At 37.4% G+C, this 13,537-nt stretch carries 12 protein-coding genes; 9 read left to right on the forward strand and 3 right to left on the reverse strand.

Annotated elements, in window-relative coordinates; all coding sequences use genetic code 11:
• Positions 1–31 precede the first annotated feature (31 nt).
• Positions 32–1,369 (forward strand): dihydroorotase, encoded by a 1,338-nt coding sequence (locus FN817_RS21325; RefSeq protein WP_142719682.1) that lies wholly within the window; start codon positions 32–34, stop codon positions 1,367–1,369.
• Positions 1,370–1,509: 140 nt separating this feature from the next.
• Here FN817_RS21325 and FN817_RS21330 read toward each other — a convergent pair whose 3' ends face one another.
• The 3 genes from FN817_RS21330 to FN817_RS21340 form a co-directional block, all read right to left on the reverse strand.
• Positions 1,510–3,807 carry a GH92 family glycosyl hydrolase gene (locus FN817_RS21330; protein WP_142719683.1) on the reverse strand — a complete coding sequence of 766 codons (2,298 nt, stop codon included), beginning with the start codon at positions 3,805–3,807 and terminating at the stop codon, positions 1,510–1,512.
• Between the two features lie 77 nt (positions 3,808–3,884).
• Positions 3,885–4,568, reverse strand: coding sequence for a response regulator transcription factor (locus FN817_RS21335; protein ID WP_142719684.1), 684 nt, complete (start codon positions 4,566–4,568; stop codon positions 3,885–3,887).
• 2 nt (positions 4,569–4,570) lie between these two features.
• On the reverse strand, positions 4,571–5,833 hold the full coding sequence (locus tag FN817_RS21340) for a sensor histidine kinase (RefSeq protein ID WP_142719685.1): 1,263 nt from the start codon (positions 5,831–5,833) through the stop codon (positions 4,571–4,573).
• Between the two features lie 160 nt (positions 5,834–5,993).
• On the opposite strand from FN817_RS21340, the gene FN817_RS21345 reads away from it, so the two are divergent.
• From FN817_RS21345 to FN817_RS21380, 8 genes are all read left to right on the forward strand, one after another.
• The gene (locus FN817_RS21345) at positions 5,994–6,404 is read left to right on the forward strand and encodes a DUF1573 domain-containing protein (protein ID WP_034695742.1); all 411 of its coding nucleotides are present in this window, start codon (positions 5,994–5,996) and stop codon (positions 6,402–6,404) included.
• A gap of 174 nt (positions 6,405–6,578) precedes the next feature.
• The gene (locus FN817_RS21350; RefSeq protein ID WP_047382900.1) at positions 6,579–7,460 is read left to right on the forward strand and encodes an SDR family oxidoreductase; all 882 of its coding nucleotides are present in this window, start codon (positions 6,579–6,581) and stop codon (positions 7,458–7,460) included.
• An 84-nt stretch (positions 7,461–7,544) separates the two neighbouring features.
• A complete protein-coding gene (locus tag FN817_RS21355) occupies positions 7,545–9,485 on the forward strand; it encodes a M1 family metallopeptidase (protein WP_142719686.1) in 1,941 nt (646 codons plus the stop codon).
• A gap of 366 nt (positions 9,486–9,851) precedes the next feature.
• Positions 9,852–10,739, forward strand: a complete 888-nt coding sequence (locus FN817_RS21360) for a DUF2589 domain-containing protein (protein WP_228451629.1) — start codon at positions 9,852–9,854, stop codon at positions 10,737–10,739.
• A gap of 15 nt (positions 10,740–10,754) precedes the next feature.
• Positions 10,755–11,453, forward strand: a complete 699-nt coding sequence (locus FN817_RS21365; protein WP_142719687.1) for a hypothetical protein — start codon at positions 10,755–10,757, stop codon at positions 11,451–11,453.
• Complete coding sequence (locus FN817_RS21370; protein WP_142719688.1) at positions 11,453–12,031, forward strand: hypothetical protein; 579 nt, start codon at positions 11,453–11,455, stop codon at positions 12,029–12,031. Before FN817_RS21365 ends, FN817_RS21370 begins: the two co-directional genes overlap by 1 nt.
• Before the next feature lie 12 nt (positions 12,032–12,043).
• Entirely contained in the window at positions 12,044–13,306 is a 1,263-nt protein-coding gene (locus FN817_RS21375; protein ID WP_142719689.1) for a S8 family peptidase, read from the forward strand.
• Positions 13,303–13,506 carry a hypothetical protein gene (locus FN817_RS21380; RefSeq protein ID WP_047420260.1) on the forward strand — a complete coding sequence of 68 codons (204 nt, stop codon included), beginning with the start codon at positions 13,303–13,305 and terminating at the stop codon, positions 13,504–13,506. Before FN817_RS21375 ends, FN817_RS21380 begins: the two co-directional genes overlap by 4 nt.
• The last annotated feature ends 31 nt before the right edge of the window (positions 13,507–13,537 follow it).

The following is a 13,537-nucleotide window of genomic DNA, read 5'->3' on the forward strand; positions in this document are numbered from 1 at the left end:
AAATCTTAATTTTACGGGGAAATAAATTGAAATGAAAGTTCTTATAAAAAACGTAAATATCGTCAACGAAGGAAAAGTCTTTGAAAGCGATATCCTTATAGAAAATGACTTAATCTCCAGGATAGCTGCTGATATTTCTGAAGAAGCAGATCAGGTTATTGACGGTTCAGGAAAGTATCTTCTTCCGGGTGTGATTGATGATCAGGTGCATTTTCGTGATCCTGGACTTACACATAAAGGAGACATTGAAAGTGAATCAAGAGCCGCTATTGCCGGTGGAGTAACCAGCTTTATCGATCAGCCTAATACAGTGCCAAATGCTGTTACCCAGGAACTGTTAGCAGATAAATATGAGATAGCTTCCCAAAAAGCTTATGCCAACTATGGTTTTATGATGGGAGGAACCAATGATAATCTGGAAGAGGTTTTAAAAACAAATCCAAGGAATGTTCCCGGAATCAAATTATTCTTAGGTTCATCTACAGGAAATATGTTGGTGGATAATCCGGAAACACTGGAAAATATTTTCAGTAATACGCAAATGCTGATTGCTGTACACTGTGAAGATGAAGCTACCATCAGAGCCAATACTCAAAAATACATGGATGAATATGGTGAAGATATTCCTGTAAAATTTCATCATTTGATCAGAAGTGAGGAAGCATGTTATATTTCTTCTTCCAAAGCTATTGAACTTGCCGAAAAAACAAGAGCGAGGCTTCACGTTTTTCACCTTTCAACGGCAAAGGAAATGGAACTTTTCAGAAATGATATTCCTTTAAAAGATAAAAAGATCACTGCTGAGGTATGTGTACACCACCTGACTTTTACCAATGAGGATTATGAAACAAAAGGCGGGCTCATCAAATGGAATCCGGCTGTTAAAACTCAAAAGGATAAAGATGCCCTTTGGGAAGCATTGTTAGATGACAGAATTGATGTTATTGCTACAGACCATGCCCCACATACCGCAGAAGAAAAAAATAATGTGTATACAAAATGTCCTTCAGGAGCACCTTTGGTACAACATTCATTAGTGGTAATGCTTGAAAACTATAAAAACGGTAAAATCTCCCTTGAGAAAATCGTTGAAAAAATGTCTCACAATCCCGCTATCCTTTTCAAAGTTGAAAAAAGAGGCTTCGTGAGAGAAGGTTATAAAGCAGATCTGGTTTTAGTTGATTTAAATGAAAACTGGACGGTTTCCAAAGATAATTTACTGTACAAATGCGGCTGGAGTCCATTAGAAGGAATGAATTTCCATTCCAAAGTTACCCATACATTTGTCAATGGGCATCTGGTGTATGATAATGGTAAGATTGCAGAGGAGAAATTTGGAGAAAGATTGCTTTTTGAAGCAAGGGACTAATGAGATATAATCGAAGAATGTAGTCTCAGTTTAATCTGAAATTGTCAAGATAATTCAATAGGAGCGGGCTAAAGCCCGCTCTCTTTATTTGTAATATTCCATTGGCTTTAGCCAAAACTTATTATTCAATCTTCACTCTCTTACTTCTTCGCCTTACTCCCCACATAAAAAGTAAGCTTCCCTCCATTCATAATCTCAGTATGCTTCAGTGTAAAATTTTTAATCTCTTTTCCATTCAAAAGAACCTTTTGAACATATATATTTTTCGGGCTCTGATTGATCGCTTCAATTTCAAACGTTTTTCCGTTTTCCAGATTCAGTACAGCGTTATCAATCGCGGGACTTCCGATAGAATAATCTTCAGAGCCGGGAGCTACAGGATAAAAACCTAACGTACTTAAAATATACCAGGCACTCATCTGCCCCGCATCATCATTTCCTCCCAATCCGTCCGGTGTTGCTTTATACTGCATTTCCAGAATACGGCGGATTTGTGCCTGTGCTTTCCATGGCTGTCCTGCCCAGTTATAAAAATAAACAACATGGTGAGCAGGTTCATTTCCGTGAACATATCCGCCAATAATTCCTTCACGGGTAATATCTTCAGTGTCTGCGAAAAACTCATCAGGTAGATGCATGGTGAACAGTTCATCCAGTTTTGAGGCAAATTTCTTCTTTCCACCCATTAGGCTGATCAGTTCATCAGGATTTTGCGGAACAAAGAAACTGTAGTTCCATGAATTTCCTTCAATAAAGCCTTGTCCGTGAGTACTTAATACATCGAAATCTTTCTTAAAACTTCCATCTGCCAGACGAGGACGCATAAATCCGATTGTTTTGTCAAAATTATTTTTCCAGTTTTCAGACCGCTTGATAAACTGATTGTAGATTTCTGGTTTGTTCAAATGTTTTGCCAGCTGAGCAATGGCCCAGTCATCATAGGCATACTCCAGTGTATTGGAAACTGAAGTTCCGCTTTTCTCAGCCGGAATATATCCCAGATCAATATATTGTCCAATGCCTTCGTAATTTCTTTTGTTGGCCGTTTCTATACATGCTTGTAATGCTTCTTCAGGATCTCCCTCATAATTTCCTTTAATAATAGCATCTGCTACTACGCTTACACTGTGATAGCCGCTCATACACCAGTTGTCATTGGCATAATGTGACCAGATAGGCAGCATTTTCATAGAAAACTGATTATAATGAGCCATCATGGATTTTACCATATCATTGTTCCGTTTAGGCTGAATAATATTAAAAAACGGATGAAGTGTACGGTAAGTATCCCATAAAGAGAAGGTCGTATAATTGGTAAATCCTTCTGCCTTGTGAACATTTTGGTCTAATCCTTTATATTCTCCATTCACATCCATGTAAGTGGTAGGATTGATAAAGGTATGATACATTGCGGTATAAAAATTGGTCTTCTCTGTTTCAGAGCCTTTGATGACAATTTTGTTCAGTTCTTTATTCCAGTTGTTTTGAGCTTGAGTTTTAGCCTGATCAAAAGACAGATTTCCTGCTTCTTTTTCAAGGTTTTCCAAAGCATTGGTCTGGCTGACAGGTGAAATGGCAAGTTTTACTTCAATCGCTTCATTTTCATTGGTATCAAAATCAAAAAACATCTTCAGGTTCTTTCCAGCAATCTCAGGGAAATTCTGGTTTTGGTCAAATTTTCTCCAAAACCCTTTATAAACCTGTTTCTCATCATAATTTTTTTGTCCATAAGATTTAAAAGGTTTTGAAAACTTCATCGCAAAATAAACCGTTCTTGTTCTTGCCCAGCCATTGGTCTGACGATAGCCCGTGATGGTATTTCCGTTTTCTACGCGAACATATGTCCATACATTTTTCCCGTCATAATTGTAAATACCAGCCATCAGATCCAGAATAATATGAGACTGGTCAGACTTTGGAAAAGTATAGCGGTGGATTCCCACTCTTGGCGTTGCTGTAAGCTCTGCCAGAATATTATGATCGTCCAGTTTTACTTTGTAATATCCCGCTTCTGCTGTTTCGTTTTGATGAGAAAACCTACTTCTATAGCCGCTTTGAGAATTGGTTGCTGTTCCAGGATTCAATTGAAGCTTTCCTACCGTTGGCATGATCAGAAAATCTCCAAGATCGGAATGTCCTGTTCCGCTAAAGTGAGTAGAGCTGAAACCTACAATGGTTTTATCTTCATAGCGGTAGCCGGCGCAGTATTTGTAAACCTCACCATTGTATTTTCCGTTAAGTTCATAAGAAATAGTATCTGTTTCAGGGCTTAGCTGTACCGCACCAAAGGGAACTGTAGCTCCGGGATAAGTATGGCCCATCTTTTCAGTGCCGATCAGCGGGTTGACGTAGTGTATTAATTTTTCAAATTTTTGGGCATGAAAGTTTGCACTTAAAAATACTAGAGACAGAAAAACAATAGGTTTGTGATTTTTCATTAATGACAATTTTTCAAAGTTTAAAATTAATTAAAATCATCATTTGCTGTTATGTTTTAGATAAATTCGGGGTTTATTTATTCTTTTTCAGAAAAGCGAAAACCTATTCCATGCAGGTTTTCTATTAAAATATTCCTCTCTTCAGCAAGTACCTTTCGCAATCGGGAAATAAATACGTCAAGACTTCGTCCCATAAAGTAGTCATCATCGCCCCAGATTGCCTTTAAAATGTCTTGTCTTTTTACAACCAGGTTCTTGTGACAGATAAAATAGAAAAGCAGATCAGATTCTCTCTGGGTAAGAGTAATGCTGTTTTCTGTCCCTTGCAGCGTATAGTTTTTAGGATCAAAATCATACTTCCCAACCTTATATTTTTGAGGAGATGTGTCTGTTTTTTTAGTACGTTTCAGGAATACTTCAATTTTCAGCATCAGTTCTTCGATGCTGAATGGTTTTACAAGATAATCATCGGCACCTATTTTAAGCCCTTTAATTCTGTCTTCTTTTAAAGCTTTTGCAGAAATAAAAATAATAGGAATTTCAGAATTTTTACTGCGGATATGTTCAGCTACTTCAAATCCGTTCATGCCAGGCATCATAATATCCAGAAGACAGATATCAAAATTTTGACTGTTAAATGCTTCCAATGCAGATTCACCATCAGAATAACAGCTGATATCATAATAACTTTCCAGACTGTCCTCTACAAGGAAAGCGATCGTCTGGTCATCTTCGGCATATAAAATTTTAGATTTCGCCATACTTACACATGATTATTTGAAAACGGAAAAAATAGAGTAGTCGTAATTCCTTTATCTTCATTATTTTCCACAGAAATTTTCCAGTGATGCTGCTGAACTACTTTTTTTACATAAAATAATCCCAGCCCAAAACCATTCACTTCTTCACTTCTTTTGGTATGTACCCTGTAAAATTTTTCAAAAATATGAGGAATATTTTTAGCAGGGATGCCCATTCCGTTGTCTTTAAACTTTAAATATAAGCCTTTTGAATCTTTGTCAGTTGAAATTTTAATCACAGGCTTTGTTTCACAATATTTGATGGAGTTATCCAACAGGTTGTAAATGATATTCGTAAAGTGAAATTCATCAGCCATCACTGAAGTACTGTTTTCAATATCAATCTCAATGCTGAGGTCTTTATTTTTGTGCTCTATACTGTCTGCAATCTCCTGAATAAAAGGAAGTAATAGAATTTTTTGAGGCTTTAATGACAATCCTGCGGCATCATTTTTAGCAATATTCAGTATTTTCTCAATGTGGTTATTGAGCTTATGACTTTGATTGATGATAATGGAAGTATAGGTCTGCAGTTTGGTATTATCCTGCACCAGATCCTGCTTATTGAGGGCTTCGGAAGCTAAAAGTATCGAAGATAGAGGCGTTTTAAACTCGTGCGTCATATTATTGATAAAATCACGCTGCAATTCTGAAAATTTCTTTTGCTGAATAATGGTATAAATAGAATACACATACACCAGAAGAATGATGATCAGGGCAAATGTAAGGAGATACCAGAATCTTAATGAACTGATCAGGTAAGTTGTTTTATCCGGAAAACGGATAGAAAAATAATAGATCAGATTTTTGTGCTTCGGGAAATTGATCACTTTATTACTGGGACTTTCCTGGTGTGAAGTCATGTACTTTCCGTAGACCATTTTATCACTGTGGCAGTTGTATAATGCATATACATAATCTGTATTGATCTGGAAGCGGGTAAATTCTGTTTTCAGATAGTATTCCAGAACTACGGGATGAAATTCATTATTAATATTAACTACGTAATAGTCATTGGCAATATTTTGTACAGGATTTTCAGTATAGGACGTTTTTCCTCCGGAGAGCTTTTCCGCAACTTCCATTAAGGCAATATTGACCTTCTGATTAAATTTTTTATCTTCAAGATTATAAGCCTGCCGGGTCCACATCAGCTGAGCTATTAAAATTCCGATAATAGCTACGAATCCCAGCGTTATTATAATATTGAGTTTTTTTATTTTCATTTCCTGAAACAATATTATCCAAAATTATCTATTTATCTTTTATCATTAACAACTCGTTAACAAATGTTTGACAGCGGTTAACAAGTTGTAATCACGGTCTGTTTTACATTTGCTATATCGAAAGAAAATAATAAGTTTCTAACTATTAAAATTTATACTCATGAAAAAATTAAAAATTACCGCTCTTTTAGCTGTTTTGGCTTTCTCTCCTTTTTATGCGAATGTTCTTACTGCAGATGCTCCATCCATTGTGAAAATGGTTGCAGATGCTATTAAATGGAAATCAGAATCTATAGATGTAGGAAATATTCCTCAGGGAAAACCAAAATTAATCAGATTTGAATTTACGAATACAAGTTCAAAACCAATCATTATTCAGAATGTAGCACCTTCTTGCGGATGTACTACAGCTGACTATACAAAAACGCCTATACAGCCAGGAAAAAAAGGATTTGTAGAAGCTAGCTACAATGCAGCAGCAGCAGGTCCGTTCATGAAGACTGTAAACGTTACTACAAGTGACAGCAAAACTCCTAAAACACTTTCTTTCAAAGGAGTAGTAGCTTCTTAATATATTGTTTTAACAGATAAAAAATGGCCTGGTAATTATTACCAGGCCATTTTCTTTTCAAATATTTGATTTGTTTTTAAATTAATCTAAAGAATAATTATTTGTAGCATTATTTATCGACCTTTTTTAAAGGATTGCATGTCAATATTTATTATTTTTAAGAAAAAATAATTTATGAGTCTATATACACAACCTATGCTGCGCGAAGGTGCACTAAAAGATAAAGTAGCAATTGTAACAGGAGGCGGAAGCGGGCTTGGAAAAGCGATGACGAAATACTTTCTTGAACTGGGCGCTAAAGTGGTGATTACTTCCAGAAATCTGGAGAAGCTGCAGACCACAGCAAAGGAACTGGAAGATGAAACAGGAGGTAAAGTACTTTGTGTAGCTTGTGATGTAAGAAACTGGGATGAGGTGGAAGCAATGAAAGAAGCTACCTTGAAAGAATTTGGAAAGATTGATATTTTATTGAATAATGCTGCCGGTAACTTTATTTCTCCAACAGAGAAACTGACTCATTCTGCTTTTGATTCTATTCTGGATATCGTTTTAAAAGGAACAAAAAATTGTACTCTTTCTGTTGGAAAGCACTGGATAGATTCTAAAACTCCGGGAACTGTATTAAATATTGTAACAACATATGCATGGACAGGTTCTGCTTATGTAGTACCATCAGCCTGTGCAAAAGCTGGAGTTCTGGCGATGACCCGATCACTGGCTGTAGAATGGGCAAAATATGGAATCCGTTTCAATGCGATTGCGCCGGGACCTTTCCCTACCAAAGGAGCCTGGGATAGACTCCTTCCGGGAGATCTTCAGGAGAAATTCGATATGAAGAAAAAAGTTCCGTTGAGAAGAGTAGGAGAACACCAGGAACTTGCCAATCTTGCGGCTTATCTGGTTTCCGATTATTCAGCGTATATGAATGGTGAAGTAGTAACCATTGATGGTGGAGAATGGCTTCAGGGAGCCGGAGAATTTAACATGCTTGAAGAAATTCCTCGTGAAATGTGGGATGCTTTGGAAGCCATGATTAAAGCAAAAAAATCAAATTAAATTAAACTTATATTAAAAAATCTCCCGGATGTGTAACAATTCCGGGAGTTTTTTTTACCTATACAGTAAAATAATATTTTTCATATGAATTTTAAATTTCCAACCCTTATTTCCACCGTTGCAGTTCTGTTGTTTTCAGGCTCTGTATATGCGCAGGAAACCCCAAAATATGATTATGTTGAAGCATTTAAGCCATTTTTCTATCCGCAGACAGGTACATCAACGCGTTCTGCAAGCGGACAGCCGGGACATGCGTATTGGCAGAATTCAGCAGATTATCATTTGAATGTCAGCCTGAATGAAGATAAAAAAGAGATTACAGGTACGGCAGAAATTACCTATACCAACAACAGCCCGGATAAACTAGGTTTTCTTTGGCTGCAGCTGGATCAGAACCTCTTTGCAAAAGATTCCAGAGGAAACGGAGTAGTTCCGCTTTCGGGAAGCAGAAACGGAGCTCATGGTGAGGAATTTAATGGCGGTTATAAGATTAAATCAGTAAAGCTTGACGGGAAAAGAGAGGTAAAATATACCATTACCGATACAAGAATGCAGATTGATCTTCCACAGGAACTGAAAGCCAATGGAGGGGTTGCCAAAATAGAAATCGAATATTCTTTTGTTTCTCCTGACTACGGTTCAGACAGAATGGGAATACAGGACACTAAAAACGGGAAAATATTTACCATGGCACAATGGTACCCGAGAATGTGTGTATATGATGATGTTCTGGGATGGAATACACTTCCATACCTTGGAGCTTCAGAGTTTTATTTGGAATACGGGGATATTACAGCCAATATTACCGTTCCGGCGAATCATTACGTCGTAGCATCCGGGGAACTTCTGAATGAAAAGGAAGTCTACAGCAAAGAAGAAATCAACAGATGGAACCAGGCAAGAAACAGTGATAAAACAGTGATGATCCGCCCTGAGTCTGAAATCGGTAAAAATAAAACTTCCGGAACAAAAACATGGAAATTCAAAATTAAACAAACAAGAGATTTTGCGTGGGCATCTTCTGCAGGGTTTATTTTAGATGCAGCAAAAATTGATCTCCCTAGTGGAAAGAAATCTTTGGCCATCTCAGCCTATCCTGCAGAAAGTGCAGGTGAAAAAGCCTGGGGGCGATCTACAGAATATACAAAAGCAGCCATAGAACACTATTCAAAAAAATGGTATGAATATACGTATCCGGCAGCAACCAATGTAGCAGGAAATGAAGGCGGAATGGAATACCCGGGAATTGTTTTCTGTCATATGGATTCAAAAGGAGAAGATCTTTGGGGAGTTACGGATCACGAGTTCGGACATAACTGGTTCCCAATGATCGTTGGATCTAATGAAAGACTTTTTGCATGGATGGATGAAGGATTCAATACATTCATTAACGGACTTTCAACCGAAGCTTTCAATAAAGGAGAATATTATCGTAAACCGAATTTGGCAAGATCAGGAACTTATCTGCTGACCGACAGCCTGGAGCCTGTAATGGTAGGACCGGATAATATGAAAGAAAGAAGCATCGGAGCGTTGGCTTATTATAAACCGGGAACAGGATTGGATGTTTTAAGAGAAACGATCCTCGGGCCTGAAAAATTTGACAAAGCATTCAGAACCTATATAGACCGTTGGGCATTCAAACATCCTACGCCTTGGGATTTCTTCCATACGATGGAGAATGTTTCCGGAGAAGAACTGAACTGGTTCTGGAGAGGATGGTTCTTTAATAAATGGAAAATTGATCAGGCCGTTAAAAATGTAAAATACATTAACGGAGATTTTAAAAACGGAGTTCAGATCACGGTTGAAAACCTTGGCCAGCTGCCAATGCCTACCACTGTACAGCTGAAATTCAAAGACGGAACGGCGCAAACAGTGAAAATTCCTGTTGAGGTCTGGAAAAGAAATACAGAATGGACATTTAAAGTAGATTCTAACAAGGAAATTGATGAGGTGAAGTTGGATCCGAATTCAGTAGTTCCTGATATCAATCTGGAAAACAATAGCAAAAAACCTTCATAGAGATATTGGATGCATTTAAATTTATCGCAAAGTTTTCATTTGTATACTGTAATGTTTTTAAGAGAGCAAAGGATGGAACCAATGAAATTGATTCTTTCTAAGCGAACGCATAGCCATGCAGCTTCATCAGCAACTTGTTGCTTTCTTGGCTTGCTTAAGAATAAGAAGAATTCATTATCATCTTTGCGTTTATGACAGATAAACAGCAGCAAAATATACCTGTTATAAAAGCCTGAGCTTACAACTGTAAGTTCAGGCTTTTTGTTTTAGGGTGTTTTTCCGGGGTAAGTAAAGGGATTTGCCTACAATCTTTTGAGCATCGGTGATCTACTTTTGTCTCACCATATTAATCAAAAACAAAAGAACATGGAAACATTAAAATCGGTGCTTGAAGCAAGCCACGCAAAAAAAACAAAAAATGAGTTAATCGACCTTTTATCAGGAGTTGAAAAAGTACTTACTCCTGCAGTCTATGAAAAGGTATCAGGAATTGAGACTTCAGAATTGAGTGCATTGACGAACAAAGAATTATTGGGTATTGTAGAAGACTTCAAAAAGAACTATGATGCAAAGTGGGAAAAATCTTTTTCCGGAGCTTCTTCAGAAATCATGAAACTGATTGCCGGCAAAATCGCTGCCGATGAAGAAATCTTCAAAACGTCAGATGCTGCCAGTGCAGATTTCGCTGCAGAATTGGGAAGTATTGACTTTGCTACTATTATTGGCGGACCTTTGGATGCCTGTGTAAAAGCACAGTCTAATGCCTCTATTGCCACCGTTAATTTCATCAATGAAGTTGGGTTTGAACTTACAGACCCTGCCAATGCTGCCAGTCCTAAAAAGCTGAGAATGGCAGAATTCAAATACAAAAAAAACATTCCGAATCCGGATTTTAAAGAAGATGAGCCAGTAAGTGCTACCAACCCTAAAACGGTTCCGAATGATGTAGAAATTTCAGTGCCTTTTATTGCGCTGCTGAATGTTCCAAGCTTTAGAATTGAAACTTGTGAAGTAGACTTCAATGTTAAACTTAATTCTACTTACACGAAGGACGTAAGTGATGAATTTGGAATCAACGCAGGAGTTTCCGGAGGATGGGGACCTGTAAAATTCAAAGTGGATGTATCGTATAAAAGAACTTCCAGCACAGGAATCAAAGTGGAAAAAGAATATTCTTTGGGCGTAAAAGTACGTGCAACCAATGATGAAATGCCTGCCGGACTTGAAAAGGTACTTGGACTTCTTTCACAATAATTTATTTTACGAAAAATGATAAAATTATCAGACTACCTGGATTATCTCAACAACGAGATAATTCAGGCTCGTAAAAAAGCAGACGAAAATGCAGTTCTTATTGCAAAAGAATATGCCCGTCATGAATACCTTAAATATTTTAAGGTTCCGAGATATGCGCTGCCCAGTGTAAAGATGGATATTCCGATCAAGATTACAGATATAGATTCTGCTCCTAAATATAATTTTAAACTGAATCAGGATCAGTTTGTTACTGAAATAAATGAGAGAATCCTTCTGGTGAACAAAGAGAAAAGGATGAATATCCCTGAAATTACGAAGAGACAGCTCCAGACCGAAGAGTTTAAAACACTGTTCAGTAAACTGGAAAAAAATGATCAGAAATTTGGAAAACTTCCTGCCAATGAAGTGCTGAAACTGGATCTTAGAAATAAAATAAAAATTCTTAATTCCGGGATATTCAGACCTCAGGATGGGACTACAGAAGAAGAAACCGATGAGCTGAAAGAAATCTTTTCAAAGGTTTTACTGAATAAATACACTCTGGTGAATGCAAAGCTGAACAACATTTACATAGATCCCAATACCAGCGCTGCGGAAGATAAAGACAAGCTGTTCATCAACCTTCACGTAGAAATGGAGGAAGAAGGAATCAGGATTGTCTCCTATAAAGATAAAGATGGTAATGAAATAGAACAGATAACTTTTGAGTAATGCAAGAACTTATTCACTTTACAGTACAGAAAATTAAAGAACTTCTGGAACATTTCAATGATGTTCAGGCTCTTTATCTGTCAAAATCATTTGACTTTGATGCCCGACTGGATGTATTTCTCAACGAAGTCCTGGAATATTTCCGTACCAAAGGAAACACCAGCCACGAATCTGAAGTGTTGAAGATTATGAATATGATTTCCACGGTGAAAAGAGGTTTTAATCCTATTAAAATGGAGAAAATAATGACAGGAAGACGGGAACTCCTCGGAGGATTTTCATTCAATGGAATGGAAAGCATGTATGGTATTCTAATGGAAATCTACGCAAAGGAAAATAAAAAACTTGACGATGCAGAAGAACTTATTTCAGGAATCATTGTGTCATTATACCAAAATGGAATTTTAGATGATGAAAAGCTGAAAGACATGAATTCTATTCCTAAAATTGAACGCTTCTGGACTTCACTGGTTGAGCAGAATACGGCCATATCCGGGATTAATAAAAAACTGAGACTGACCATTATCCCGGAAGATATTTACATCATTCTTGAAAAAGTATTTCTGAAATTAATTTAAAAAAAGAGCATTATGGACACCGGAAGATATATCGTTTTGCTGAAAGATCAGCAGAAGACTGCACTCAAAAAAATAGAGAAAGAGCTGGAAGTGAGTATTACTTCTTCGGAACTTCTTTCCAAAGAAAACCGTTCCTATGAAATTATTGATCAGGATAACGGAGTGCTTTACAAAAACCTGGGCATTCTTGTCGTGGACCATATGGATGAAGATCAGTTGAAAAGCGCTGTGAAAAATGAATCGAATTCTATCGTTTATTACGAAAAAGAACGGGAATTTTTCCCTGCAGATGAACTGCAGTTGATTAATGAGCTTAAAAAACAGTCTGCCGGGCTCACAGAAAAAATTTCAGAACTCGAAAAATACATAACCAGCAAACCTTTGCCTCAAAAATCATTCGTTGAAATGGAATGGGGACTACAAGCGATTGGGCTGGAAAACACTCGTTATACAGGAAAAGGTATTGATGTCTGCATTCTGGATACAGGACTTGAAACTTCCCATCCCGATTTTTCTTCTGAAGAAATGGAAGGGAAATCTTTCATTGATGGTGAAGACTGGAACAGGGATCCCAACGGGCATGGTACACACTGCGCAGGAGTTGCTGCAGGAAATACGAGATCTGATACCGGAAGACGTTACGGAATTGCCAGAGACTGCAATCTGAAAATTGCAAAAGTGCTCGCTGATAACGGGAGAGGAACTACCAGCAGCGTGATTGATGCTATAGACTGGGCGATTACGAAGAAATTCAGAATATTATCACTGTCCTTAGCATCTCCGGTGAAGCTTGATGATCAGCCTTCCATACTTTTTGAAACTATTGGAGAAAGAGCACTGGAAAATAACTGTCTTATTATAGCGGCCGCAGGAAATGACAGCAACAGGCCACAGATTCCGCAGCCTGTTTCAATGCCTGCCAATTCAAAATCTATTATGGCGGTAGGAGCTATTGACGGCCAGATGAAGATTGCCCGGTTTTCAAATGCTGGAATCAATCCTTCTACAGGGGGAAATATCAATGTCTGTGCTCCCGGAGTAGATATTGTAAGTGCCTATCCTAAAAACGCAAAGAACAAAAAGAACTTTTACTATACAATGAGCGGTACCAGTATGGCTGCACCACATGTTTCCGGACTTGCAGCTTTATATATGGAACAGTTTCCTGATAAATCAGCAAAAGAAATCTGGGAACTTATTGAAAACAAGGCAAGACCTATTGAAGGCATAAAATACAGAGATATTGGAAACGGATTAATACAGGTATACCTATGATCACTTATCTCGCCGTTTTAAAGAAAGATATAAATTTAAAAAAGCTTGAAGCTCTTCTTAAAAATAAAAAGATCAGGCTGGCTGCTCACTATACAACCATTGGGGTGGTAAAACTTGAAAGCAGTATACCTGTTTCAGAAACTGATTTTAAGGAGTATTTTATATCTATAGAAGAAGAAAAAGATAATTTAACAATATAATCATATCAATAAAGCTTTTCTGTCACAGAGA

The organism is Chryseobacterium rhizoplanae (assembly GCF_900182655.1).
Taxonomy (GTDB): domain Bacteria; phylum Bacteroidota; class Bacteroidia; order Flavobacteriales; family Weeksellaceae; genus Chryseobacterium; species Chryseobacterium rhizoplanae.

Bases quoted from the DNA above. Each gene is read 5' to 3' on its own strand.
- FN817_RS21325 (WP_142719682.1), top strand. From the start codon at position 32: ATGAAAGTTCTTATAAAAAACGTAAATATCGTCAACGAAGGAAAAGTC.
- FN817_RS21330 (WP_142719683.1), bottom strand. From the start codon at position 3,807: ATGAAAAATCACAAACCTATTGTTTTTCTGTCTCTAGTATTTTTAAGT.
- FN817_RS21335 (WP_142719684.1), bottom strand. From the start codon at position 4,568: ATGGCGAAATCTAAAATTTTATATGCCGAAGATGACCAGACGATCGCT.
- FN817_RS21340 (WP_142719685.1), bottom strand. From the start codon at position 5,833: ATGAAAATAAAAAAACTCAATATTATAATAACGCTGGGATTCGTAGCT.
- FN817_RS21345 (WP_034695742.1), top strand. From the start codon at position 5,994: ATGAAAAAATTAAAAATTACCGCTCTTTTAGCTGTTTTGGCTTTCTCT.
- FN817_RS21350 (WP_047382900.1), top strand. From the start codon at position 6,579: ATGAGTCTATATACACAACCTATGCTGCGCGAAGGTGCACTAAAAGAT.
- FN817_RS21355 (WP_142719686.1), top strand. From the start codon at position 7,545: ATGAATTTTAAATTTCCAACCCTTATTTCCACCGTTGCAGTTCTGTTG.
- FN817_RS21360 (WP_228451629.1), top strand. From the start codon at position 9,852: ATGGAAACATTAAAATCGGTGCTTGAAGCAAGCCACGCAAAAAAAACA.
- FN817_RS21365 (WP_142719687.1), top strand. From the start codon at position 10,755: ATGATAAAATTATCAGACTACCTGGATTATCTCAACAACGAGATAATT.
- FN817_RS21370 (WP_142719688.1), top strand. From the start codon at position 11,453: ATGCAAGAACTTATTCACTTTACAGTACAGAAAATTAAAGAACTTCTG.
- FN817_RS21375 (WP_142719689.1), top strand. From the start codon at position 12,044: ATGGACACCGGAAGATATATCGTTTTGCTGAAAGATCAGCAGAAGACT.
- FN817_RS21380 (WP_047420260.1), top strand. From the start codon at position 13,303: ATGATCACTTATCTCGCCGTTTTAAAGAAAGATATAAATTTAAAAAAG.